Raw genomic sequence first — 25,170 nt, forward strand, 5'->3', positions numbered from 1 at the left:
TCATGCGCATGAGAAAAAAGTGGATCGTGCTGATCGTCGGTGGGGTGCTGCTTGCTGGAGGATTGTCGGCCGCGTATGCGGCGGAGCGAGTTCCTGGCCTCTCGGCGAAGCCGAGCAGTGTTCCGGAAATCGTGACCTCCTATGAGGATGCGTTGGTGAGAGCAAAGAGCGAGGAACAAAAACGGAAGATCTCCGATCTCCAAGCAGCCGATCCGGCTGGAATTAGCGCCCGTTCCGTTATGATGATTCTGGGAGAGCTGCCGGAAAGCCAGCCTCGCCTAACGGAACAGCTAGCGCAGAGAATCGTTTCCCGGGTGGCTTCCGGAAACCGGGATGAAATCGGTTGGAACGTAATCCGGGAATTCAACCGAATCCATGGTGCTCCGGATTTCACAGGCGGAAGTGGGATGCACCGGACTGTATATGTGCTGAAGGAAAATCCGCCGACATCCATCATGGTCATGGACAATCTGATCGTTCTATGGAAGACGGATAAGGAGAATCCCGATACCCCTGTGAGCTACGACATGGTGAAGCAGGTTGAACGGGTTGCTCCTGAGTCGTCCTCTACACCGAGAAACTAGAGCCCATAAGGGGCATAAAGTGCAGCAACGAACTATCCAATCCGAACAGAGGAGACAAGCTCGATATGGATAAGGAACGTACAGCAACGATTGAAACCATTCAAGGTGTTCCGGTACATAAGGACTGGGTAGGGGATATCCCGGTTCTCTACTTGGAGCCTGAAATTCCGGCTTCGGAGAGAAAATTGGTCATTTTCCTCACCGGCTTAGGGGGCACGAAGGAACGGCAGATTCCCTTTCTCAAAGAATTCGCGGGCCGTGGTTATTTCGCTTTGGCTTTCGATAATTACCGTCACGGAGAACGTGGGGAGTTGCCTCTTGGAGATCTGGTTAATCAAGTCTTCGCCAATATGCGCAAGGAAGGCTGGAAGATTCTAGGCCAGACCGTACTTGATACGCAAAAGGTGATCGACTGGGCCATCGACGTCCTGAAGGTTTCGCCGGAGGTGCGCATGGGCGGCATCTCCATGGGCGGCGATATCTCCATTGCGGCGGCGGGAATCGATACTCGAATTGTCCGGGTCGCACCGATTATCACCACACCGGATTGGCTTCGTCCCGGCATGCACGAGATCTCCGAAGCGGCTCTGCTCATGGACCCCGGCGTACCCGACGATGAATCCCAAGCTTATTACGACCAGTTGAATCCGATGACTCACCTGGACCGGTATATCAACTGTCCGCCGATGCGGTTAACTTTGGGTGCAGAAGACCGCCATATCCCCCCGGAGAATGCGGAGCGCTTCAAGCGGGAGTTAGCCAAGCTTTCGCCTGAAGCCGCAGATCGGATCGAGATCGTCTATGTTCCGGGACCTCATGCCGACCATGCCCATATCATGAATCGCAAGGACGAATGGTGGCCGGATATGCTGGACTGGTGGTTAAGCTAGAACACGAGGGGGCAGGATCATGATCGTAACTCCCAATTATCATTTCGACGGGCAATGCAAAGAAGCATTGCGGCTCTATGAACAAGCTTTTCAGGGGAAGATCACTGTCCTTATCCCTTATCGCGACGCGAGTCCAAATGACATATCCATGGAGGATCTGACCGAAGAAGAAAAAGACTATGTATACCATGCCGAGATGAGGATTGGAAACCAGCGGTTTATGTTCTCCGACGATCGAGCTGCCGTTCCAAAAGGCCGGAATCTATCGATGGTGATAACCTTTGATGATCCAAGTGAGGTTAGAGACGCTTACCATACCCTACTTGATGGCGGAACGGCAATCCATCCTTTGTGCGAAACCACCTATAGCAGCTGCTTTGCCTCTGTAATAGATCGTTATGGGATGAGATGGGAACTGATGACCGAGAATCCGATATAGTACATTCGGAAAGCGTCCAGGAATAAGGTTTGTTTGCATCGGAGAACGCACGAATGGTTTGGATACGAACATGCAAGAGTACCTTTGGATTGAACCTGAGCCGGATGCCGCAGCTCTTTCTACTCAACCTGCGGCTATCCGGTTTTCTATTGAATCAAGGCTCCGGTCAAGGTGGTTCCACCCGTTGCACTGGCTGAACCGACAGTGGCTAAAGCCGACAAAGTATAGGTGACATTCCCGGTGCCAGGCGTTAGATCAACATGGTTAGCAGTCTGCGCCGTAAATGAGCTGTTACCTGGCCCACTATTATCAATGCTGAAGATCAAAGTCGCTCCGCGGAACAATTGCAATTGGATGATGGTATTTCCCGATGTGTTCAGAAAACCGGCAACAGCGGTAAGCCATACTCGATTCCCAACACTAACTCCCGTCATTGTGATCGTATGCAGTGTAGTACTCGTAGCCCCAATAACGATTGCCGAGCTGCCCGATGTATTGGGACTGTTTTGAGCTACTTGAAACTGCCCGAATATTCCTCCAGTCGCTCCAGTCGCTCCAGTCGCTCCCGTCGCTCCGACCGCTCCGGTTGCTCCTGCCGCTCCGGTCGCCCCGACCGCTCCAGTCGCTCCGGTCACTCCAGTTGCTCCCGCCGCCCCAGTCGCCCCGGTTGCTCCAGTCGCTCCGACCGCTCCCGCCGCTCCGGTCGCCCCGGTTGCTCCAGTCGCTCCGACCGCCCCGGTTGCTCCGGTCGCCCCGACCGCTCCAGTCGCTCCTGCCGCTCCGGTTGCTCCGGCCGCCCCGGTCGCACCAGTCGCACCAGTCGCACCAGTCGCACCAGTCGCTCCTGCCGCTCCAGTCGCCCCGGTTGTCCCGTTCGCTCCAGTCGCTCCGACCGCTCCAGTCGCTCCGGTTGCTCCGGTCGGTCCAGTCGGTCCAGTCGCTCCTGCCGCTCCGGTTGCTCCGGCCGCTCCGGCCGCTCCAGTCGCTCCGTTCGCTCCGGTTGCACCCGCCGCTCCAGTCGCTCCGTTCGCTCCGGTTGCTCCGGTCGCCCCGGTTGCCCCGGTCGCCCCGGTTGCCCCGGTTGCTCCAGTCGCTCCGACCGCTCCCGCCGCTCCGTTCGCCCCGGTTGCCCCGGTTGCCCCGGCCGCTCCGGTCGCTCCGTTCGCTCCCGTCGCTCCGACCGCTCCGGCCGCTCCGGCTGCTCCAGTCGTTCCCGCCGCTCCGTTCGCTCCGGTTGCACCAGTCGCTCCAGTCGGTCCTGTGGCTCCTGTTTGTCCGTCTGGCGACGAAGTCAAGATCGTTTGCAAATTAGTTTGCAACAGAGCTTCTCTTAGTAGTACATTATCCATTGTTTTTTTTACACTTGCATTTATGGCAAGCAGATCACGAATCGAAGCCGGAGATGGGAGGCCGGGCAGTGTACCTACGGCATATTGGATTTTCTCGGCCTCGGCATTCATAACATGTCCGACACTCAAATCCTCCATTGCAAGGGAAGCCAGCAACAGGTTTAACGCATTTTCCCTCGATAAAGTGATAGTGGGAGTGATAGGGGGGATGTTAGGTTGAGACACGGGGATCACCTCATATTCCTATCGAAAGTAAACACTATTACCATATCCAAATTCCATTGAACAAGACACGGACAAACACCTTACTTTGATCATCTAAGTTTTATTTCAGCTTTACGATCAAACATTGAACGGCACTCCGAGTAAATCGACATCTTGTATCAGACTCTTCAAAGACACCAATCCGAGAAAAAAGCCGAACGGTGGCGAACGAAAAATGGGCGCTATAACCACCCCTAAATAGATATTCCCATTCCAAGCCGCCACCTATCTCATTTCAAAGCACACAAATCCCTATGCCATACGGCGGCTTTTTTATATTGGACGCAGGGCACATCTTTCATATTCATTTCTCCCACAAGTGGTTTCATTTCATCAATGGCATTCATGTTTTCCATATAGCTTAGTAAGATTTCCTTGTCGTACTCTTTCAAACGGCTATACTCTAACTTTTTTAGGGTGAAGTCGGTCATGCTGGATCGCATATCCAATTCGCTCATTGCATGAGCAAAACCCTGTTTTTGTTAATCCACAATAGTAGGATAGAAAGCCCGCCATTTTGCGCCGGGTACGGGACAGTTTTTACCTATAATTTTCTGGCGTCATCTCTAAGATTTCTCCTGCAATCTTCTGCATCATGGACGGAGCCTACCATTCGTAAAGAAAGATAAAAATAAAGTCTTGAATACTTGCAAGTAGCTTTTCCAACGCAGCACCGTTGCCGCCTGCCGCAAGTTCAATTAACTCATTTACCTTTGATGGTTCCAATCCCTTACCTCCTGACCTTTTTGCTAGATTAGACAATATCATTTTGCCTGTGTGACAGGTTTTGCGAATATAACTGAACGAATCAATGCTGCGCTTGCAAAATAGAAAAACACCGCTTCGTTTAGTAAAGTGAAAATACGACCCATCACTACCAGAAGAGGTGGAGCCTCAAATAGTAAAACGGATTCTTCCATATAGTCACATTGGCATTTCGGAGAGCTTAATACCCTCATGTCGGTGGATCTATAAACAAAGTGGGTATCCTTCATTATTTTGTCAACATTTAAGGGACTGTTTTCCCATGTAAGCAGATGTATAATCACGATAATGGAATCAGCATGAGCACTGGATTATATAGAGACATTCGGAGGAAGAACGGTAGGAGGTGCGCTCATGATCATTGCGGAGCAAGACTATTTGGTAAAAGGAGTATCCTATTCGATCCGATCGGCGGCTCGTGGAGATGCTGCAGAATTGTCCGACCTAAGGGTGATGATTGACGGAGAGACGGAATACTTGGACCGGGAAGCGGGGGAGGCGTTTCTCGATCAAACGGCCTTTGAGCAGATCATAAGGACGGATACGGAGAGTCCAAGGAACCTTTTTCTGGTGGCGGTGGCCCATGATCGGATTGTAGGGTTTTCAAGATGTGAGGGATCTTCCTTGAAGAGACTTTCCCATAAAGTCGAATTTGGGATTTGCATTATAAGAGAGGCTTGGGGATACGGCATCGGGAAGAACTTAATGAAAGAATCCATTACCTGGGCCGATAGCAGCGGCATCAAGAAGATCGCCCTTCATGTGTTGGCAACGAATCATAAAGCGATTGAGCTGTACAAGCATTTTGGTTTTGAAGTCGAAGGACGATTAAGAAACGATAAATTCCTTTCCGACGGCAACTATTACGATACTATCGTGATGGGAAGGATTCAGGGAGGAGTTCACGATGAGCATTCATGAGGAATTGGAGAACCGCATCCGATCCAGCTTCACTCGCTTACTTGAATTATCCGAGGAAGAATTTGCGAAGAAAGAGCGTCCCGAGAAATGGTCGAAGAAAGAAATTCTAGGTCATCTGTGCGATTCCGCTGCAAACAATCACTATCGATTCGTCAGAGCAGCCATCTCGAAAGAACCGATCAAGATCGAAAGCTATCAACAGAACGAATGGGTGGCCTTGCATGGCTATCAGACTTTCTATACCGGTTCCGAATTGGTGGCTCTATGGCAGCAGGCAAATAAACAAATTCTTTGTGTGCTGAAGACTTTGACCGATGAACAGTATGGCAACCCGCTGTACTTAGCGGATGGTTCTTCGGCGACGTTGGAATGGCTTGTCGACGATTACCTCCAGCATCTGATGCATCATATGAATCAAATCTTCCCGGATACTCCCTTGCGTGACGATGATGGGGTGGATCGCATTAGTTGGGGGCTGGACGATCAAACAAATCGTTCATCATCTGGCGGATAATGATATGAACATTCTTTTTCGGTTCAATGGAAACCGCAATTCAACGGTTGTTATGGCACGATAGACATCATTTGGCTCAAATCGAAGCGGCAAAGAAGAGAGCGAATGAATAGAGCGGATGATTAGTGAAGAGCACTTCTTTCGGAGATGAGAGGGAGACCATGAGCATTGTACAACCGGGAACCGAAGATTTGTCCGACATCATGCAACTGTTCCGGTCATGCAGGTGGAGTATGGAAGCGGACGGAATTTTTCAATGGAATGACTACTATCCGAATCCGGACGTCATTCAAGAAGATCATGAGAAAGGCACTCTGTATGTATACAAGCTGGATGAGATCATCGTCGGCGTCGTCACCTTCGATGAGGAGCAGGCAGAGGAATACGGTCAATTGGATTGGACTTATGATGGGGGAAGGGCGATCGTCATCCATCGGCTCGCGGTTCATCCCCGCTATCAAGGACAAGGGATTGCCCGGAAGCTCATGGATTTTGCCGAGACGACCGCTTTTCAATGCGGCTATGAATCGGTTCGGTTGGATGCATACAGCGGGAACGAAAGGGCTCTTCGGCTCTATGATAAGCTTGGCTATAAACACCGAGGAGAAGTAAATTTCCCGTGGCGAGAACTCCCCTTCCATTGCTTGGAGAAAAGGCTATCCAAACCAGTTGAATAAGGCGAGACCAAAGCAAAAAGCCGATCCAGAGGGATCGGTTTTTTGAGGTGGAATTATTCGTGATCGGCTTCGTAGAAACGGAAACGGCTAGTCCGTAGGACGATGAGGATCAATGGTCTGGATCGTGCCATCATCGTTGTAGTGAAGCTCTGTATATTTTACGCAGCGTTTATTGTCAGCCCCACCCGATAGGGAGCTGTCGTGATAGAACAGGTACCATTTTCCCTGAAAGGAAACGATGGAATGATGGGTGGTCCATCCCACGACTGGCGTCAAGATTATACCTTTATAGACATAAGGTCCTTTCGGGTTCCTGCTCATCGCATAAACGATGGTATGGGTTGTCCCTGTGGAATAGGACAGGTAATAATAGTCGTTAAATTTGTGAACCCAGGGTCCCTCAAAATATCTCCGCTCCTCGTCACCGGCTACCAGTGGATTTCCTTCTTCATCGAGGATCGAAATTTCCTGCGGTGTTTCTATAACGGTAAGCATATCCTCGCTTAATTCCGCGACCCTCGGTCCGAAAGCGGGAGCATCCGCGGCAGGGCCATCTCCTTCCGGGTCGAACGTACCGGATTGCCATTTCTCCAGTTGTCCTCCCCAAAGACCACCGAAATAGAGGTAGGCTTTGTTGTCGTCATCGACGAAAACGGCGGGATCGATGCTGTAGCTTTTCGGAATGGGATTCGGCTCCGGCACGAAAGGCCCGGCAGGTGAAGAACTCGTCGCAACGCCGATTCTGAAAATATCGTCCTCGTCTCTCGCAGGGAAGTAGAGATAATACAGTCCATTCTTATAAGCGGCATCCGGTGCCCACAATTGCTGCTTGGCCCACGGAATATCTCGCAGGTGCAGGGCTTCCCCATGGTCTACACAAGGGGAATGGAAGTCATCCATGGATAGAATATGATAATCCTCCATGTCGTATTGATCTCCGTTGTCATTGGAGGTCATGGCATGATCCAGATCGTGGGATGGATAAATGTAGAGCTTGCCTTCGAATACATGCGCAGAAGGATCTGCCGTATACATATGGGTGACTAAGGGCTCGTTCGGCTTCGCAGGCTTTGTCATAGGAATCGCTCCTTAGCTTAGGGATGGAAATAGGCGCTAGCTTCACTTTATCAGATATACAAGTAGGAAGCCATGCCGATTTGTAAGCGGTTTATTTATGAAGAAAAATCCAAACGGTCAACGTTCATGCTGTGGTACTATATTCATACGAAACCTAATCACATGCCATTAATGAAAATGAAACTCCACGGCAGAGTATTGCCGTTCTGTATTTTCTCTTGAGTACACCACTCACAGCGGTATGGTTGATGGTAGCGACTGTTATCATTCCGGTCATCGCTTTGCCGGTATCTTTTCTGGTCGGGTTATGGAAAGATATTCGATATTATCGAGGAATACGAACAAACCATTTTCATGAATAAAGCGTTCATCTAGGAGAGGAAATCATGAAGGAAAATAATAAATTTTTAGCGAAGCTGTGGATTCCGATCGTATTGCTTATTATTTTTGCTTCCATTGGCTTAGTGCGAGAAATTAGCGAAGCTTGGACCTATGTCCTGATTCCTGTAATCGTCCTACTCTTTTTTTATGTGATCCGAGTACGAGTGAAGAATAGGGTAAAGGCGGCATTGCAACATCAGACTCCCGATAAATTGATTGAAACAATTGCATCGCCGTTAAGGGGCAGTGTTCGAAAAGAGCTTCAAGAACCTTTTTATGTCTATAATACGGCGTTATCTTATGTATTCTATGGGGAGCTTGATAAGGCTGCTTCCGTTATGAACACAATCGAGTGGGAAACCAAAGAACCGATGTTCCAGGCCTTAAACGATTCGATTAGGAGTCAAATTCAGTATTTCACCAACGACATCCATTCCGGTCTTGCAAATGCACGTAGAGCTAAAGCATTGGCTGCAACATCGTCTTTTCCAGGCGCGAAGAAGAGTGCCGAGGTATATGAGGCGTATGTGGAGGTTGGAGAAATTGTCGGCTGGAACAGGAATGACGATCTTATTCGAAGTCTTGAGCAAAAATATCAAAAAATGCCCTTGCTGCCAAAGTTGATCATCGCGTGGGGGTTAATGAACGGTTACCACCAACGAAATGAAACGAAAAAATGCGAGGACATGCTTGAATTCTGCAAGAGCAGTGCACCCCACTGCAAGGGATTAGTGAAGATTGTGGGCAGAGGTACACAGGATGAGATCAACTTCAACTGACACCGGCAAAGGAAGGTTAAACATGGATGCACAAGAGTTGGCGATTCTAGCTTGTCAAAAATCGAAAGAGTTTCTTAAACCGGGAATCTCCGAGAAAGCATTCGCTGCGAAGTGTGAAGAGATCATGTACTCACTGGGAGCGGAGGCCCTTTGGTACCCGATGCTTGTTAATTTTCATAAGAATACGATCTATTGTACCCGTGGCAACCATTTGCCAGCAGAGGATGCTATCCTGAGGGAAACTGACATCGTTCTCGTTGATTTTAGTCCGATGAAGAATGGTTTGTGGGGAGATTACTCGGAGACCCTTGCGGTAGGTCATGATCCCCTTTTTCATTGTTTGATCACCGATGCCAGACACATTTTTGAGTTAACTTACGCCTATGCGAAACATTCCGAGACGATTGGGGAGCTTTTCAGATTTTGCGAACAGCTCATCCAAGCAAAGGGATACAAGCTGCTTGACCCCAATGGAAATATCGGACATTCCATCGAAGATTATGACAACCAAGATAAACGCATCTACATCAGTCCCGATCATGAGTCTATTCGGTTGAAGGGGAAAAGATGGGCCATTGAGCCGCATATCGGCATAGGCAATTATGGGGCCAAATTCGAGAATGTAATTGAGCTATAAGGCTGACTTGTTGAAAAAAAGCGAACAAGCATTCTGTCCGAGAGAGAGTCGCTGTGGTAAACTAGAGGACATATGATGTTCATGGGAAGCCTATGTTCCGCTCCTTTTCCAACCATCAGGAATGACAACGAGACTAAATAAACCCGCCTCAAGCTTGAAGCCGAAGGTGGGTTTTGTCCATTTTTTTGCGAAGGGATGAAACGATGAACGGCCTTATGGATTACGCAACTCTTAAAGATAGTTGGAATGACCATCATAAGAAGCTGACCGGCCTGATCCTTAAACCGAATGAATACGATCACACGCTTGCCCTATTCTTGAACCAACATGCATTGCTGTATTCGTCAAAATTGACTCGATCCGCACAGACTACTTTTGAAGACGCTCTATTCCGGGATGCAGAGGAAGATACCTTGCGCAAATATCCGGTTAACGTTCCCGGTACAATCAACTCCATCGTCTGGCATGTGTGGCACATCGCCCGAATTGAAGATATGACGATGAATGTACTGGTAGCAGATCAAGACCAAATTTTTTTCACGGGCAATTGGGATGAGTCGCTCGCTGTTGATTATGCTCATACGGGGAATGGAATGACAGAAGCGGAGATTGCGGACCTTAGCTTCCAGATCGACATTGCAGCCCTGCTCTCTTACCGACTAGAGGTGGGGAAGAAGACGAGAGAAATCATAGGCTCCTTACGGCCTGAAGATTTTAAGCGTAAGGTCGAACCTGGCAAGATACAGAAGCTTGAAGAACAAGCGGCTGTTAAGAAGGAAGCCTCATGGTTATTGGATTATTGGGGAAGCAAGACGATCGCCGGCTTGGTTCTCATGCCCGCAACGAGACATAACTTTCTGCATCTGAACAAATCCATCCGAATTAAGCAAAAGCTGCAGAAAATCAAGGATACGGAAGTTTTTCCGATGGTAGGATCGGAATGATATCAGGGAAAGCGGGGTGACTGATTCATGAACAAGACCTATGCGATCAAACTACCCACATCCGTGTATATCCAATTCGCATGTTTATTCTTATTAATCGCTATTCAGTTACCAAATCTGTTGTTTTGGTTGAGAAATTCACGACCTGTCGCTCCAATCGTAATCTCATTGGCAGTCATTTTAAGTCTAGCAGCTGTAGCGTCTGTTCAATTTTTTATGTTCTTGAGAAAGAACGATCGCTTGGAAATCACAGAGAACTTCATTCGAATAAGCCCGATGGAAGCACCATTAGCGGACATTGAGAGAATAATCGTCCATGGTTATTTTTTTCAGAGTATTGGAATCAAGCGACGCGGCAAAAGGTTCGTTTCCTTCTATTTTCATTTCCGTTTCGAAGACAACGAAGATGAACATGTAAAAGAATTCCTGCAGTGGGCAGGCAGGAACGGAATAGAAGTAACCCACGGAAGAATAATTAGATGGATTTAGCACGCTGGGGTGTAAGAAAGATGGCATTCGAAAGGAGCGGATTCATGAACGCAAGATTGAAAGCGAAGGAAATCCCTGTCCTGTCTCATTGGGACATTCAGCTCAAACCTAAACTCATAGCGGCACACGAAGGAAACAACAAGCTGGTTGTCCTGTTTCCGGGGAAAAACTATTCCTGTGAAACCCCTCTCTTTTATTATGCCGGATCGATGGCACTTCAATGTGATTACGATGTACTGGAAATGGAGTATGGATACCAGGTAAAAAGAGTTGGCTATAACCCGGAGGATTTGCTCAAAGTCGTCGAAGATTGCTTCGCGGCAATAAAGCCGATTGCAGGATCCTATCATCGCATCGTTTTTATTAGCAAAAGCCTAGGAACTCTCGTGGCCGGTGAAGTACATCGGCTGCTTCACCTACCAATTCATCATGTTTACTTGACTCCATTGGCGGACACGATCCCCTACATCAACTCCTCATCATCCTTCGTGATAACGGGGGAGAACGACGTTTTCTTTGGAGAGCAGGAATTGCAAGCGATAGACTTAACAAGTGTCAGTAGATTGATCCGCATCCCGCACGCCGATCACGGACTGGAGACCGGAGACGTGAGGGAGGATCTATCGATCCTGAATCAAGTAGTTCATATCTATCGAGAAGCTCTACAGGATAACTCTGCCCTAGCTTTGGGGAACGAAAGAGGAGATAGCGAATGATACCCATGAAATTGCCGAGAGAAGAAAAGCTTGCATTGATCGAAGCGCTTCAAACATTTTTTGAAGAGGAGCGTTCAGAAAGCTTGGGAATGCTGGGAGCGGAACAGCTAATTGATTTTATGATCCAAGAGTTGGGGCCAATCCTCTACAATAGAGCCATCTTCGATGCGAGAACGCTCATGAATGACAGAATGGTTCAGCTTGAAGATGAACTTTACTCCCTCGAGAAGCCGAACAAGTACAAAACAAACAGATAAAATCGTCACCGGAGGGGAATCATGGCTACTTGGATCACCCACATGCGGATTGCGGAACGATTGATGGATGAGGGGCTTTCCGTAAGCGACAAAGAATTTATCGTTGGCAATATCGGGCCGGATTGCGGACTTCCTGGGGAGGACGGTGCGTATTATCCTCCAAGGACGGTCACTCATTTTAAACTCAACGGCGAAACCAATCCGGATTTGTTCTACGAGCAATATACCGCTCCTTATCTAACGAGTATGGATCACAAGGAATTGTCTTTTCATCTGGGCTATTACGCTCATCTGGTCACCGATCTGGAATGGAAAACGTTCATTCAGCATAAAAAGACGGACGAAGTTCATCAAGCGATTCTAGATCACCCGGATTTTTGGAGGTTCTTAAAACAGGACTGGTATGGAGTAGACTTTAACTACCTTCAGAACCATGCAGACGCTAAGTTTTGGACGGTCTTTCAAAACATCCACGAATTCCCGGATTATCTGGATATTTTCCCACAAGGTCAAATTCTTGAACAGATCAAACGGATTACAGCCTTTTATCAAGAGAGCTCACTTCCTGACGGTTATATATTTACCTACTTGGCTCCAAGCGAGATGGATGAATTTGTCGGAGCTACCGTCTCGAAACTAACCATGCTGCTAAATGCACGCATCGGAGCTTTGAATTGACGGTTATCTTCTACTGGGTCGGATAAGTGGACGGAAGCATTGATATATAACTTGTAGAATAATATATAACATGTATAATATGCGTAAAAGGAGGGAACAAAATGTCCCTGCATTACGCAATTCTGGGTTTATTGAAGTCAAATCCGATGAACGGGTACAGCCTCAAAAAAACCATCGACAAATCGATCAATCATTTTTGGGTGGCGAGTCTAAGCCAGATTTATCGGGAATTGAACGCCTTGGAAAGCAAAGGGTATGTGAGCTCAGAGGTGTACCCTCAGAGCGATAAGCCGGATAAGAAGATATATTGCATTACAAAAGCCGGAGAGGTTGCTTTCCACGATTGGATCGTCGCTTTCCCGGAGGTTTTATCGAAGGACACTCGTGACGAGTTTACCATGCGGATCTTTTTTGGCTCGCATGTCAGTCCGGAAGAGCTCTTCAAGCAGTTTCAACGGTTTAAGGAGGAGAAGCAGCGCCGTCTCGAAGAGATGCGGGAGATCGGGAGGCTTTCCTTGAAGGATAAGTCCAATCCGGAAACCCTATATCATTCCTTCGTGTTAAAAAGAGCTTGCAGCACTCTGGAGACCTTGATGAAATGGGCAGACGAGTGTATGGAAGAGCTGAGGATGGCAGGAGTGGTACGGGATAAAGAATCGCAGGTGAACAAATGAGAGTGACGGAGAATGTCTACCTGCTGGAATCAACAATGGGTGCCTATGCTTACTTGATTCTGGGAGATGAACCCGTGTTGATCGACACGGGCTTGCCGGGAAGAAGCAAGGCCATCATGCGTGAGATGGATGCGATCGGAGTACCGGTGCAGCAGGTGAAACATATCCTCTTGACCCACCACGATATCGATCATGTGGGGAACGCCGCCAAGCTGCAAGAGCTGTCGGGGGCAAAGCTGTGGGCTTCCGATGAGGATATTCCGTATATCATCGGATCAGCGGACCGGCACGGCTTCAAGAAATACTTGAAGCACCTGTTCCGATTGAAGAATCCGACTCAGGTCCATCCTTTTGTATCCAGCCAAACTATTCCATCGATTGAAGCCATCCCCACACCTGGACATACACCGGGGCATGTCTGCTATCGGTATAACGATATCTTGTTTGCGGGCGATCTTGTAAAGACCCAGAATGGCGAAATCAAGCCCTACCCGAAATTTTGGAACTGGAACCAACCCCAGATGATCGAGTCGTTTCAAAAGCTGGAGAGCATTCCTTATACATGGCTTTGTCCTGCACATGGGAGACCGGTAAAGAGAGATCGCTTGGAGGAGTGACTTTCATCGAATTGACGGTTCGCTCAGAATAGATTACTTGTGAGGGAAGGGATTGGGATCTCATGGGACTCGATGCGTATGTTCAATGCAATTGTCTGAAGGAAGGCAAGGTAAAGCCGCCGCCTTTTGATCTAGGGTTGATCGAATGGATCGATGGGGAGTTTGATTTGGCAGAGGCCGCCGATGATGACGTATACCATCACTATTGCACATGGAAAGAGACTGCATGTGAGCATGAAGATTTTCATTTTGTCTATGATCGGGTATATAACGCGAGCGGTGGCATGTTCTTTTATGGGGTACTGGAACAGCTAGGAAAGGAAGAGTTTCCGGTCTTAAGCTCAGTAATCGGAAATGGGAACACTTCTCCGGACATGTCGCACAAAGCGATGGTAGAGTTGGAGATTCTGGAAAATCGGATCGTCGAGCTCGAAGGTGTGTTCCTAATGGATACGGATGCGCAGGAGGAATATCGCAAAATTCTAGTTGGCGAAGATTATTGGTTTTATTCTCACGGCAGGGAATATTACTATCGAATGAGCGAGCGGGGATTTGTTGTAACGGATTCGGAGCAGAAGGAGCTGTTTCGTTCGCTCTCCTTTTCTCAGGAGGTCATGCAAGAGCGGCTTGCAGACCATGCTGTCGATGGGGTGCGCTTTCGGGATCTGGAATCGGGAAAGGTACATGAGTCCGGATATCCGATCAGCAGCTTCTCATGGGAGAGCAAGGCGTATTATTATCCTCGTGCCTTTCATGTGGCGAAACGTCACTTAACCCGCTCCGATCTTTATCAGACAAAGGTGCTCAAGCGGCTCTTCGAAGCCTCAATCGTGACGGGCAATCCTATTGTCTGGTCCTAGACGGTTTTCAATAAGCAATAAAAAGGATGCACAAGCTCGAGCAGTCGCCCCCGAGTGGGTTGTTCTCGGGCTTTTTTTAACGTTCTTTCCATTCGCTCCGGGCTTGATCTCGGTAAAGCGATTTGTTCCCGGGCAGCATTCACGTACTCATGGTATAATAGGTGACATGAAAAAAGAAAGGATGGAGAATTTGACATGAAGTTTTCTGAATACCGCTATGAACGTCCCGATGCGGAGGCGTTCAAGCAGGACATTACCCGCTTCTTGCAAGAGCTGAACGAGGCGGAGTCGCTGGAGGGACAGACCGCTGCGATTACCGCGATAAACAAGCTCCGCAGTGAATTTGACACGATGCAGACCTTGGTGAGCATCCGTCATTCCATCAACACCGAGGATAACTTTTATAGAACCGAACAGGATTACATGGATGAGGTTGGTCCGGTCCTGGAAGAGTACATAACGAACTATTACCGAGCTTTGGTCAATTCCAATTTCCGCCCGGATTTGGAAAAGCAACTCGGTACGCAGCTTTTCCAAATCGCAGAAATTTCGCTTAGCACGTTCCACCCGAGTATCATTGAAGAGCTGCAAACCGAGAACAAGCTGAGTACCGAATATTCGAAGCTCATCGCATCGGCGCAGATCGAGTTCGAAGGAGAGAAGAGGACGCTGCCGCAGCTCGTTCCCTTTGAAATGTCCACGGACCGTGACATGCGCAAGCGCGCGAGCGAAGCCCGCTTTGGCTTCATGACCGACCACGGCGCCGAGTTTGATCGTCTGTACGACGAGCTGGTGAAGGTTCGCACGTCCATCGCCAAGAAGCTCGGCTACCCGAGCTTCGTCGAGCTGGGCTACGACCGCATGATGCGCACCGATTACAATGCGGCGATGGTGGAAAACTTCCGCAAGCAGGTGCTGGAGCACATCGTTCCCGTAGCGAACAGCCTGAAGGAGCGGCAAGCGAAGCGAATCGGCCTGGATAAGCTGAAGTACTTTGACGAAGCGATCAGCTTCACGAGCGGGAACGCCGCCCCGAAGGGTGATCCGGACTGGATCGTCGCGAACGGCCGCAAGATGTACGCAGAGCTGTCGGAAGAGACGGATGAGTTCTTCCGTTTCATGATCGACAACGGTCTGGTTGATCTCGTCAGCAAGCCGGGCAAGCGCGGTGGCGGTTATTGCACGTTCATCAGTGACTACAAATCGCCGTTCGTGTTCTCGAACTTTAATGGCACCTCCAAAGACATTGATGTGCTGACCCATGAGATGGGCCATGCCTTCCAGGTGTACTCCAGCCGGAACCTCGGCGTTCCCGAATATGCCTTCCCGACCTACGAAGCCTGCGAGATTCATTCCATGAGCATGGAGTTTATCACCTGGCCGTGGATGGAGCTGTTCTTCGAGGAAGACGCGGACAAATATCGCTTCGCTCATTTGGCCGATTCTCTTGAGTTTATCCCGTACGGAGTAGCCGTCGACGAATTCCAGCACCTCGTGTACCGTCACCCGGATGCTACGCCGGAAGAACGAAATGGCTTCTGGCGCGAAGTCGAGCAGAAGTACTTGCCGCACCGCGATTACGAAGGCAATGCCTATCTGGAGCAAGGCGGCTTCTGGCAGAAGCAGCCGCACATCTACCGGTCGCCGTTCTATTACATCGACTACACGCTGGCCCAGCTGTGCGCCTTCCAATTCTGGAAGAAGACCCGGGAAGACCGGGAAACCGCCTGGGCGGATTACGTCCGGCTCTGCAAGCCGGGTGGAAGCCTGTCGTTTCTGAAGCTGGTCGAGCTGGGCGGCTTGAAATCGCCGTTCGAGGATGGCTGCATCGAATCCGTTATCGGCGAGATCGAAAGCTGGCTGAACGGAGTGGACGATAAAGCGTTGTAAAACCTGATCTCCGCCTTCGCTTCTTTCGTCAACTCGATGGGACCTAGGAGGCAGGCTCTAGCTGATTGAAACAATGAAGCGATAGAAAGCTCGGCGCTCGCCTTGGCGTGCGTCGGGCTTTTTTTAGATTTCCATGATTTCCCCATTCCGGCATCATGGGTATAATGAAGCTAACTTATTAAATGCAAAGCCATGGTGATGATCGAAGATGAATCTTTTACTTGTAGAAGACGACAAGACCATAGCGACGGGACTGGACTACTCGCTTACACAGGAAGGATATACCGTGACGGTCTGCCATACGTTGAGTTCGGCACAGCAAGCGCTTGTCACTGGAGCGGTCGGATCGAAGGCGTTTGATCTCCTGCTTCTCGATTTGTCGCTACCGGATGGAAGCGGCTATGAGCTGTGTCGGCAGGCGAAGACGGAGAGCGATGTGCCGGTGATTTTCCTGACAGCCTGCGATGATGAAGTCAATGTGGTGATGGGGCTCGATATGGGAGCGGACGACTACATCACGAAGCCCTTCCGCCTACGCGAACTGATGTCGCGGATCCATTCGGTCCTTCGGCGGTACAGCAAGACCGCCGCTTCGAGTATGAAGACAACATTGCAGCTGGGACCCATCCGCATCCAGCTTCTAGAGGCGAAGGTGTACAAGCACGAGCAGGAGATTCTCCTGACTCCACTGGAGTACCGTCTCCTCTTGACGTTTGCCAACCACACCGGGCAAGTCTTGACGCGCAGCCAGCTGTTGGAAGGGATCTGGGATCTGGCTGGGGATTTCGTCAATGACAATACCCTCACCGTCTACATCAAGAGGCTGCGTGAAAAGCTGGAGGACGATCCGGCCAACCCTGCGCTCATTCATACCGTGCGCGGACTCGGCTACAGGGTGGGGGAAGCGCATCGTGCGGAATCGTGAAATCGGCTTCATGCTCCTGCTATCGCTGCTTCTCACGATCCTCGGCTCCTGCGCCGGTTATGCCGCTATCGGTCCGGCTGCGGGCGCTCTCGCATTCGCAACCGGTCTGTTGGTGACAGCTGGCCACCTCCTGTTCACCTTGCGCCGATTCTCTCGGATCAATCGGCTCTCCCACGATTTGAGGGCGATTCGCGCCGGCTGTTATTCGCTCGATATTCGTGATAACCGCGAAGGAGAACTCAGCATCCTCAAGAGTGAAATCTACAAGATGACCTTGATGCTGTCCGAGCAAGCGGAGCTCCTTCGAAAGGACAAGGTCTATCTGGCTGATTCTCTCTCGGATATCTCCCATCAATTGAAAACGCCGCTGACCTCCATGCTGGTCATGACCGACCTGCTTAACGATCCGCAGCTAAGAGAGGACAAGCGCGGGGAGTTTCTCTGCAGCATCCGGGCGCAGCTCGAACGCATCGAATGGCTGGTGACCTCACTCCTCAAGCTGTCGAAGATCGATGCGGGAGCCGTCCGCTTCAGAAGCGAGCCGTGCCGCGTGAAGGATGCGATTGAGAAAGCGACCGCTCCGCTGATGATCCCGATGGAGCTGAAGGAACAGACGCTGACGATTCAAGGAGATCCGGAGGCCTTCTTTCGGGGGGATCTGAATTGGACGGCGGAAGCCCTGCTCAACATCGTGAAGAACGGAGTGGAGCATACGGGGCATGGAGGCGAGATTCTTATCCGGTTCAGCGAAAATCCGTTGTACACGGAGATTCGTATGTCCGATAACGGAGATGGAATCGACCCAGAGGACTTGCCTCATGTTTTTGAACGCTTCTACAAAGGGAAGGACTCCGGCACAGACAGCGTAGGCATCGGGCTAGCCATGGCTCGATCTATTCTCGTCAATCAACAGGCGGAATTGACCGTAAAGAGCGAGCGTGGGCATGGAACGGAGTTCACCGTGCGGTTTTACAGACAAATCTGACAAAACTGTCACTTTGAAGTCACCGGAAAGTCACCTGCGGCAGGTAGAGTAGAGGTATCAAAGAGGCAGGAGGACTTATAAGCATGGAAATCCTACGCATTGAGCATCTCTCAAAAATCTACGGCAGCGGAGATACGGTAGTCAAAGCGCTGGACGATGTCTCCTTCACAGTAGACAAAGGTCAATTCGTCGCGATTGTCGGCCCATCGGGTTCCGGTAAATCGACACTTCTTCATATCCTCGGGGGAGTTGACCGTCCCACGTCAGGCAAGCTCTATGTAGACAATACCGATGTCTATCAGATGGACGAAGAGAAGCTGGCGATCTTCCGCAGGCGGCAGATCGGCTTGATCTACCAATTCTACAACCTCATTCCGGTATTGAATGTGGAGGAGAACATCACGCTGCCGCTGCTTCTGGATCATCACAAGGTGGTCCCGGAATTCCTACAAGAGATCGTGACTTCCCTGAACCTGCAGAACCGCCTGAACCACTTGCCCAATCAGCTGTCCGGCGGCCAGCAGCAGCGTGTCTCCATCGGCCGGGCGCTGATCAACAACCCTGCGATCATTCTGGCGGATGAACCGACCGGCAATCTCGACAGCAAGAACAGCGGCGAGATCATGGAGCTCTTGCGGCTATTCAACAAGAAATACAACCAGACGCTGATCGTCATCACGCACGACGAACGCATCGCCCTGCAGGCCGATCGCATCCTGACGATTGCCGACGGGCGGATCGCACGGGATGAGGTGATCCGTCGATGAACGTCGTGAACCAACTGACGCTGCGTCAGCTCAAGCTGAACAAGAAGCGGACCCTCGTCACCCTAATCGGCGTCATCATCTCCGTGGCGATGATTACAGCTGTATCCACACTTGGAACCTCCTTCGTGGATTTGTTCAAACGACATACAATGAATGGAACGGGAAACTGGCATGTGCGGTACGATAACGCCACCTCTGCGCAATTGAATGCCATACAGGCGGACCCTGCGACCAAAATGCTGCTGATCAGCCGAGATCTGGGGTATGCACCGATAACCGGAACGGTAAAGAATCCGGACAAGCCCTATTGGTTCGTATCCGAATACAATGAGGGGGCTTATCGCAATTTCCCGATCAACCTTCTTGAAGGCAGACTGCCGACTGCATCGGATGAACTGGTCATCCCAGAGCATGCCGTTAACAACGGTGGGCAGAGCTATCGCGTTGGCGAGAAGCTGACCCTGGCCATTGGTTCTCGGGAGATGATCCGTCATGGGGAGACAGAGGACAGCACCAGCGGCTCTGAGTCTTCCAAGGAAGAAGCTGCGAAGGTCACCCCGAAAGAAACTCCCAAGGACACCACGAATGACCAAACGGAAACCACGATGGTGAATTCTGCAGAAGGAGGAGATTTCCTTACGCAGGAAACGCCTTTGCAGAGGGATGTGGAAGGGGAGGCGAACGAGAGGATCCACCCGGAGAAGACCCGGACGTATACCATCGTCGGTGTGATGGCCAGGTCAAGCTTTGAGCCGATATGGGCCCCTGGCTATACAGCGTTATCCTATGTAGATGAATCGCTGCTGAAGCCGGGAGAGACGGCGACGGCTTCCGTCGAGGTCAAGAAGGTGACCCGAGGAATCTACAAGCATGCGAATGAGCTTGGCAAGGAGCTGGGAATCCAATCGGTTGATTTCAATCATTCGCTTCTCCGTTATTACGGGGTAGTGAAGCTGAACCGTTATCGCATGACGCTGTATTCCGTCATCGCCATCATCATGGCGATCATCATGATCGGTTCGATCTCGCTCATCTACAACGCATTCGCCATCTCCGTCTCCGAGCGGTCACGCCATCTCGGCATGCTGTCCAGTGTAGGGGCGACCCGGAGGCAAAAGAGTCGATCGGTCTTCTTCGAGGGAACGGTCATCGGTCTCATCAGCATTCCCATCGGCATAGCCGCTGGATTGGGTGGGATTGCGCTCACGATCTCCATTATTAATCAGCTAATCTTGGATGCGCTGGCCATCGATGAGAAGATCCGATTCGTCGTCTCTCCCTATTCGCTCTTGTTGGCCGTCCTGCTCTCGGTCATCACCATCTTCGTGTCCACTTATATCCCCGCACGTCGAGCCGCGAGAGTTTCACCCATGGATGCAATCCGGCAGTCTCAGGATGTTCGTATGACCGGTCGAGTTGTCAAGACGTCCAAGCTGACTCGTCGGCTGTTCGGCTTCGAAGCCGAAATCGGTCTGAAGAATTTGAAACGCAATCGCCGCCGTTACCGCACAACCGTCATCTCGCTCATGATCAGCCTGATCCTTTTTCTCTCCGTATCGACCTTCACCTTCTATTTGAACAAGGCAGTCGACATGAGCCAAAGAAGCTACAATTACGATCTCCAAATTACCTCCTCCCAAACAACAAGCATTCTGAGCACTTCTACCGGGGTAACCAAGGCGGACAACAAGCACATTCTGGTTAACGAAGAGAAAAGCTCAATCCGGAAAATGCTCGGTCAGATTGCGAGACTGGACAAAGTTACGGAAGCCTCTCTGCTGGATTCGATGCTATTCACCTACGGAGCAACAAAGGAGCAAGCCGCCGATTATTTGGTGGAGGACAATCGAAAGCGCGGACTCCCCGATAAGGGACCCTATCCCTATCGAGTCGAATTGATCGGTCTTTCGGACGATGCGTTTGCTCGTTATGCGCGGGAGGTTGGCGTTTCCCCAGAGCGGTTTGCCGATCCGGACCATCCGGCGGGAATCGTCATTGACGAGGTGAAGTACCGTAATGTCGGTACCGGCGAGTTCGTTCAAACGAAGGCCATTCACCTGACAGAGGGAACGGTGCTGTCCTTAACGGATTCCAGCTCCGACACAGCGGAGCAAAAGAGCAGCGGGAGTCTTGAGGTTGCAGCCACTACCGGGAAAGTGCCGATGGGAGTCCGCAACTATGAGTGGGAGCCGAAAATCTCGGTCATCGTCCCCAAGTCAACCTGGAATGCCATCGTCTCTCAAAGGAGCGATTTCTACACGATAGCCCCGAAGCTCTTCTTGAAGAGCGATGACCCGGATGGCCTTGAGACGCAAATTGAAAAATGGAGAACCGAGAGCGGACAGGATCAGCTCATCGTCTGGAATATCCACCAGGAGGAGCGGAGAAGCCAGCGAATGGTACAGATGGTGTCGATCTTCATTTATGGCTTTGTCACCCTGATCACGGCCATCGCTATCGCGAACATCTTCAATACCATCTCCACGAGCATTGCTCTCCGTAAGCGGGAATTCGCCATGCTGCGGTCGGTTGGGATGACTCCGAAGGGATTCAACAAGATGATCCGTTATGAAAGTCTCTTCTATGGCATCAAGACGCTGGCATATGGACTTCCGATCAGCTTCGGCATCATGCTGCTGCTGCACCGAGCTTTGTATGAGACCTTTCTCTTCCGGTTTGCTGTGCCGTGGGGGAGTGTAGCGGCTGCTGTTTGTGCCGTCTTCCTGATCGTCGGCGCCGCTATGCTCTACTCGTCCGCGAAAATTCGCAAGGGGAACATTTTGGATGGTCTGCGTACGGAGACGATCTAATTCGGAAAGCAAGAAGCTTCTTTCATCTGGATGGCGCCAATGCGCATGCGGATGAGGAAGCTTCTTTTGTGCAGTGTGCCGATAATGGACGGTAGTGCCCCTACCCTTCTCTCTGAACTGGACATGCTCCTCCTAACGTGAGACAATCGGGTCATATCCCGATCAAGAAGAGGAGTTACCGATTTTCATGCAACCAACCAGAGAACAATGGATCGCCTTATATGAGTCCGCCGCCGCCTTCAAGAAGCAGGCCAGTTGGGAGTGGCTATCAAACGGACATCTCTTCGGAATTGAGAACCCGGCGAATGGAGAAATCGGCTATATCAGCATTCTCGGCAGCGGGGGAGAGGCGTTTGGGATGTCCATCTATTTGGGAACGGAGGGTTTGACGGTCCTCATGGACATGCTGAACGGAGAAGTGGACGAAGAACCGCTGTTTACCCAGCACTGCCTGCTGATGGCTTTGAACGACCGCGAGGATCTGTATCCAGAAGAACGCCGCAAGATCAAGGATCTCGGTCTCACCTTCCGCGGCAAGAACGCTTGGCCCGCTTTCCTCTATTACGAACCCGGCTATGTGCCGTCGCCTGAGCTGACGGGGGAGCAGACGGAATTTCTCACCCTCGCCTTGAATCAGGTGATGTTGTTTGCAGAGGAATTCCGCGATAAAGCCGATGACTTGTTCCATGACGATCCGACGCAGATTATGGTCCGACACCGGATCGCAACTTCGGGAGATGCCACAAGTGCCGAGTGGAAGAACGAATGGCGCTCCTTGCCGGCTAGCTCCGGAGAGCAGCCCGAGGAGACCTTCGGCTTTCGGGTGGACGAGCTGCGGCTTGCCCGAATGAAGAAGGCCATCACCAACCGGGAAGCGGTGTGGGAGGTCGATTGCTCTTACATTCCGGTTCCCCTGCAGGAAGGGGAGCGCGGGATTTTCCCGAAGATGCTCATGCTGGTCGATCAGGCGAGCGGGCAAATCTTGAAAGTCGCTCTAAGCAACAAATGGAATATCGCTCAAGAAGCGATCGAGGGCTTGCTTGAGGTGATCGACAAGCTACAGATCATTCCTTCCCGAATGGAAGCCTTGACCGAAGAAGCCTATACCTATATCGGACCCGTCATGAGCTATTTTGATATTGAAGCTTATCTGTCGATGGAGCTGCCTGCGTTGGAGGAAGCCAGAGACAGCATGATGGCCGGGCTGACGGCAGGGCGGTAGAGGATCGATCAAACAAAGCTGCAAGAAGAACCTTCTACCCCACGGCGAAGTGGAGCGGAAGGTTCTTTCCGTTGTTGTCCGTAAGAACCGGTTTGCTTGCCGAGATCGGGAATCTGTCGAACTGCTGCGGTTCCATGATCTGGGAGCGGTGCGGAACGAGCAGAGTGTGATGGAGAATCAAGCCTAAAAAAGGGCGTTAGGGGAGCTCTCTTTCACGGATTTGCCATCCATCAATTTTATCGCGAGTGGCATCCGTGAGAAGAAACCCGAATCTGTTATCCAGGGCGTTCCCGTGCTACAATAAATCGAATGCTCCATAACAAGGATTCCATAAGAAAGAGGGGCTTTCCATGCGGTTTAAGGATGTGTTCTCGATCATAGGCCCGGCCATGGTCGGACCCTCCAGTTCCCATACGGCCGGTGCTGCGCGGATTGGAAGAGCTGCACGGCATTTATACGGCCGAGACCGTCTGCCCGCAAAGGCGGAGATCGTGCTGTACGGCTCCTTCGCAGATACATACAAAGGCCATGGAACCGACATGGCGATCGTCGGCGGCCTTCTCGACTTTGCGACGGACGATGAACGGCTGCCTCGTGCGCAGGACATCGCCCGGATGAGAGGGATGGATGTCGCATTCATTCCCGGCAAAGGGCTGCATCCTCATCCGAACACGGCCACGATCCGGCTGTATGCTCCGCTTGCGGAGAATACCGGAGCGGCTGCGGAGTCGGATGAGCAGACGATTCGCTTGGGAACCGATGAGGAATCTTCACCAGTTACGCCTAAGCCTGAACCGTCGCTAGTCATGACCGGTACCTCCATCGGTGGAGGCAATATCGAAGTGGTGAGCGTCAATGGCTTTAATGTACGGTTCAGCGGTGTCTATCCGGCGCTCGTCATCACTCATAATGACAGTCCCGGTGTGATTGCGGATATCACGCAGATCTTGAAGCGTGAATGGGTCAACATCGGCTATATGTCGGTTGACCGCAAGAGCCGCGCCGGCGATGCGATGATGGTATTGGAGCTTGACGCGATGATTCCGGAGTCGCTCATTGAGGAATTAGCGGGATTTCCATCCATTCGGGAGATTCGTTCGGTGGAATTGAGCTAACCCGATAGCACTCGGATCTTGAAACAGGGAAAGACGCAGGAGGAAGGGAACAACGTGAGGTTTCGGACATTAAAAGGATTGGCGGAGCTGTGCACCGCCGAGCAGATGACCATCGGGGAGCTGATGCTGAAGGAGCAAAGCCTGGAATCCGGGCGCGACGCAGATAGCGAGTTCGCCCAGATGGCGGCGTATTACCAGATCATGAAGGAAGCGGTCCACAAGGGATTGACGGAGGATACGACCTCGCGCAGCGGGCTTACCGGCCTGGACGCTCAGCGCGTGATGGCCCATCGAGAAGCGGAAGAGACTTGCCTGGGAGACGGGACAAGCCTCGCCATGGCTTATGCGCTCGCCGTATCCGAGGTGAACGCTTCGATGGGGCGGATCATCGCCACGCCGACGGCAGGCTCCTGTGGCATCATCCCCGGCGTGTTCGTCAGCTGCCAGGAACGCTTCGGCTGGAGCGACGAGCGGATGACGCGCGGCTTGTTTGCGGCGGGCGCGATCGGTTACGTGATCGCTAATAATTCCTTTATATCCGGCGCGGAAGGCGGCTGCCAAGCGGAGGTCGGCTCTGCGATCGGTATGGCGGCAGGCGCGCTGGTGGAGCTTAAGGGAGGAACGCCCGAACAGGCGGTCCATGCCGTCGGCCTCGCTTTGAAGAATACCCTCGGCCTAATCTGCGATCCGGTCGGCGGACTGGTGGAGATTCCGTGCATCGTGCGTAACGGCTTCGGTGCAGTCACCGCATTAGCTGCCGCGGATATGGCGCTCGCCGGCGTGCGTAGCGTCATTCCGAGCGACGAAGTGGTGGAGGTCATGCTGGAGGTCGGCTCCGCCATGCCGGAGAAGCACCGCGAGACGGCCAAGGGTGGACTGGCCCAAACGCCAACCGGACGAATCATCATGAACAAGCTTGCCGAAGACGGCGAGTCCTAAGAGGA

The 25,170-nt window shown here is 51.2% G+C and carries 27 protein-coding genes; 24 read left to right on the plus strand and 3 right to left on the minus strand.

Annotated features, from left to right (window positions below; genetic code table 11):
* The first annotated feature begins 2 nt into the window (after positions 1 to 2).
* The 3 genes from BN2684_RS15740 to BN2684_RS15750 all read left to right on the plus strand — a co-directional run bounded on the left by BN2684_RS15740 (position 3) and on the right by BN2684_RS15750 (position 1,913).
* On the plus strand, positions 3 to 584 hold the full coding sequence (locus tag BN2684_RS15740; RefSeq protein WP_058303108.1) for a hypothetical protein: 582 nt from the start codon (positions 3 to 5) through the stop codon (positions 582 to 584).
* Between the two features lie 65 nt (positions 585 to 649).
* Positions 650 to 1,474 carry an alpha/beta hydrolase gene (locus tag BN2684_RS15745; RefSeq protein ID WP_058303109.1) on the plus strand — a complete coding sequence of 275 codons (825 nt, stop codon included), beginning with the start codon at positions 650 to 652 and terminating at the stop codon, positions 1,472 to 1,474.
* Between the two features lie 19 nt (positions 1,475 to 1,493).
* The gene (locus BN2684_RS15750; RefSeq protein WP_058303110.1) at positions 1,494 to 1,913 is read left to right on the plus strand and encodes a VOC family protein; all 420 of its coding nucleotides are present in this window, start codon (positions 1,494 to 1,496) and stop codon (positions 1,911 to 1,913) included.
* Between the two features lie 146 nt (positions 1,914 to 2,059).
* On the opposite strand, the gene BN2684_RS23980 is transcribed toward BN2684_RS15750, so the two are convergent.
* Complete coding sequence (locus BN2684_RS23980; protein WP_082652010.1) at positions 2,060 to 3,400, minus strand: alpha-helical endospore appendage domain-containing protein; 1,341 nt, start codon at positions 3,398 to 3,400, stop codon at positions 2,060 to 2,062.
* Positions 3,401 to 3,756: 356 nt separating this feature from the next.
* Positions 3,757 to 3,984 carry a hypothetical protein gene (locus tag BN2684_RS15760; protein ID WP_148449994.1) on the minus strand — a complete coding sequence of 76 codons (228 nt, stop codon included), beginning with the start codon at positions 3,982 to 3,984 and terminating at the stop codon, positions 3,757 to 3,759.
* A gap of 661 nt (positions 3,985 to 4,645) precedes the next feature.
* Here BN2684_RS15760 and BN2684_RS15765 point away from each other — a divergent pair.
* The 3 genes from BN2684_RS15765 to BN2684_RS15775 all read left to right on the plus strand — a co-directional run bounded on the left by BN2684_RS15765 (position 4,646) and on the right by BN2684_RS15775 (position 6,403).
* Positions 4,646 to 5,212 carry a GNAT family N-acetyltransferase gene (locus tag BN2684_RS15765; protein WP_058303112.1) on the plus strand — a complete coding sequence of 189 codons (567 nt, stop codon included), beginning with the start codon at positions 4,646 to 4,648 and terminating at the stop codon, positions 5,210 to 5,212.
* Positions 5,199 to 5,726, plus strand: coding sequence for a DinB family protein (locus tag BN2684_RS15770; RefSeq protein WP_058303113.1), 528 nt, complete (start codon positions 5,199 to 5,201; stop codon positions 5,724 to 5,726). Before BN2684_RS15765 ends, BN2684_RS15770 begins: the two co-directional genes overlap by 14 nt.
* 161 nt (positions 5,727 to 5,887) lie before the next feature.
* A complete protein-coding gene (locus tag BN2684_RS15775) occupies positions 5,888 to 6,403 on the plus strand; it encodes a GNAT family N-acetyltransferase (protein WP_058303114.1) in 516 nt (171 codons plus the stop codon).
* An 87-nt stretch (positions 6,404 to 6,490) separates the two neighbouring features.
* On the opposite strand, the gene BN2684_RS15780 is transcribed toward BN2684_RS15775, so the two are convergent.
* Positions 6,491 to 7,480: a glycoside hydrolase family 43 protein gene (locus tag BN2684_RS15780; protein WP_058303115.1), complete on the minus strand. Its 990-nt coding sequence runs from the start codon at positions 7,478 to 7,480 to the stop codon at positions 6,491 to 6,493.
* Between the two features lie 386 nt (positions 7,481 to 7,866).
* Between BN2684_RS15780 and BN2684_RS15785 the strand changes: the two genes are divergently transcribed.
* The 18 genes from BN2684_RS15785 to sdaAA all read left to right on the plus strand — a co-directional run bounded on the left by BN2684_RS15785 (position 7,867) and on the right by sdaAA (position 25,165).
* Positions 7,867 to 8,640 carry a hypothetical protein gene (locus BN2684_RS15785; RefSeq protein ID WP_058303116.1) on the plus strand — a complete coding sequence of 258 codons (774 nt, stop codon included), beginning with the start codon at positions 7,867 to 7,869 and terminating at the stop codon, positions 8,638 to 8,640.
* A 22-nt stretch (positions 8,641 to 8,662) separates the two neighbouring features.
* Positions 8,663 to 9,277 (plus strand): M24 family metallopeptidase, encoded by a 615-nt coding sequence (locus BN2684_RS15790; protein ID WP_058303117.1) that lies wholly within the window; start codon positions 8,663 to 8,665, stop codon positions 9,275 to 9,277.
* A gap of 203 nt (positions 9,278 to 9,480) precedes the next feature.
* Positions 9,481 to 10,221 (plus strand): DinB family protein, encoded by a 741-nt coding sequence (locus BN2684_RS15795; protein WP_234340252.1) that lies wholly within the window; start codon positions 9,481 to 9,483, stop codon positions 10,219 to 10,221.
* Between the two features lie 27 nt (positions 10,222 to 10,248).
* Positions 10,249 to 10,710: a hypothetical protein gene (locus BN2684_RS15800; protein WP_058303118.1), complete on the plus strand. Its 462-nt coding sequence runs from the start codon at positions 10,249 to 10,251 to the stop codon at positions 10,708 to 10,710.
* Positions 10,711 to 10,754: 44 nt separating this feature from the next.
* Entirely contained in the window at positions 10,755 to 11,426 is a 672-nt protein-coding gene (locus tag BN2684_RS15805) for an alpha/beta hydrolase (RefSeq protein ID WP_148449997.1), read from the plus strand.
* Positions 11,423 to 11,683 (plus strand): DUF2164 domain-containing protein, encoded by a 261-nt coding sequence (locus tag BN2684_RS15810; protein WP_058303120.1) that lies wholly within the window; start codon positions 11,423 to 11,425, stop codon positions 11,681 to 11,683. The genes BN2684_RS15805 and BN2684_RS15810 overlap by 4 nt, the downstream gene beginning before the upstream one ends.
* Before the next feature lie 21 nt (positions 11,684 to 11,704).
* The gene (locus tag BN2684_RS15815; RefSeq protein WP_058303121.1) at positions 11,705 to 12,361 is read left to right on the plus strand and encodes a zinc dependent phospholipase C family protein; all 657 of its coding nucleotides are present in this window, start codon (positions 11,705 to 11,707) and stop codon (positions 12,359 to 12,361) included.
* Positions 12,362 to 12,462: 101 nt separating this feature from the next.
* Positions 12,463 to 13,035, plus strand: a complete 573-nt coding sequence (locus BN2684_RS15820) for a PadR family transcriptional regulator (RefSeq protein WP_058303122.1) — start codon at positions 12,463 to 12,465, stop codon at positions 13,033 to 13,035.
* On the plus strand, positions 13,032 to 13,652 hold the full coding sequence (locus tag BN2684_RS15825) for an MBL fold metallo-hydrolase (protein ID WP_058303123.1): 621 nt from the start codon (positions 13,032 to 13,034) through the stop codon (positions 13,650 to 13,652). Before BN2684_RS15820 ends, BN2684_RS15825 begins: the two co-directional genes overlap by 4 nt.
* A gap of 62 nt (positions 13,653 to 13,714) precedes the next feature.
* On the plus strand, positions 13,715 to 14,512 hold the full coding sequence (locus BN2684_RS15830; protein ID WP_058303124.1) for a hypothetical protein: 798 nt from the start codon (positions 13,715 to 13,717) through the stop codon (positions 14,510 to 14,512).
* Between the two features lie 195 nt (positions 14,513 to 14,707).
* Complete coding sequence (locus BN2684_RS15835; protein ID WP_058303125.1) at positions 14,708 to 16,402, plus strand: M3 family oligoendopeptidase; 1,695 nt, start codon at positions 14,708 to 14,710, stop codon at positions 16,400 to 16,402.
* A 208-nt stretch (positions 16,403 to 16,610) separates the two neighbouring features.
* Positions 16,611 to 17,327: a response regulator transcription factor gene (locus BN2684_RS15840; protein WP_058303126.1), complete on the plus strand. Its 717-nt coding sequence runs from the start codon at positions 16,611 to 16,613 to the stop codon at positions 17,325 to 17,327.
* Positions 17,314 to 18,312, plus strand: coding sequence for a sensor histidine kinase (locus tag BN2684_RS15845; RefSeq protein ID WP_316245522.1), 999 nt, complete (start codon positions 17,314 to 17,316; stop codon positions 18,310 to 18,312). Before BN2684_RS15840 ends, BN2684_RS15845 begins: the two co-directional genes overlap by 14 nt.
* 83 nt (positions 18,313 to 18,395) lie before the next feature.
* Positions 18,396 to 19,079, plus strand: coding sequence for an ABC transporter ATP-binding protein (locus BN2684_RS15850; RefSeq protein WP_058303127.1), 684 nt, complete (start codon positions 18,396 to 18,398; stop codon positions 19,077 to 19,079).
* On the plus strand, positions 19,076 to 21,889 hold the full coding sequence (locus tag BN2684_RS15855; RefSeq protein WP_058303128.1) for an ABC transporter permease: 2,814 nt from the start codon (positions 19,076 to 19,078) through the stop codon (positions 21,887 to 21,889). The genes BN2684_RS15850 and BN2684_RS15855 overlap by 4 nt, the downstream gene beginning before the upstream one ends.
* A gap of 187 nt (positions 21,890 to 22,076) precedes the next feature.
* Positions 22,077 to 23,111 (plus strand): DUF7309 domain-containing protein, encoded by a 1,035-nt coding sequence (locus BN2684_RS15860; protein WP_058303129.1) that lies wholly within the window; start codon positions 22,077 to 22,079, stop codon positions 23,109 to 23,111.
* Between the two features lie 350 nt (positions 23,112 to 23,461).
* On the plus strand, positions 23,462 to 24,226 hold the full coding sequence (locus BN2684_RS15865; protein WP_058303130.1) for a serine dehydratase beta chain: 765 nt from the start codon (positions 23,462 to 23,464) through the stop codon (positions 24,224 to 24,226).
* Positions 24,227 to 24,280: 54 nt separating this feature from the next.
* Positions 24,281 to 25,165, plus strand: a complete 885-nt coding sequence (gene sdaAA, locus BN2684_RS15870) for an L-serine ammonia-lyase, iron-sulfur-dependent, subunit alpha (RefSeq protein WP_058303131.1) — start codon at positions 24,281 to 24,283, stop codon at positions 25,163 to 25,165.
* The last annotated feature ends 5 nt before the right edge of the window (positions 25,166 to 25,170 follow it).

The sequence above is a fragment of the Gorillibacterium timonense genome, from assembly GCF_001457415.1.
Taxonomy (GTDB): Bacteria; Bacillota; Bacilli; order Paenibacillales; family NBRC-103111; genus Gorillibacterium; species Gorillibacterium timonense.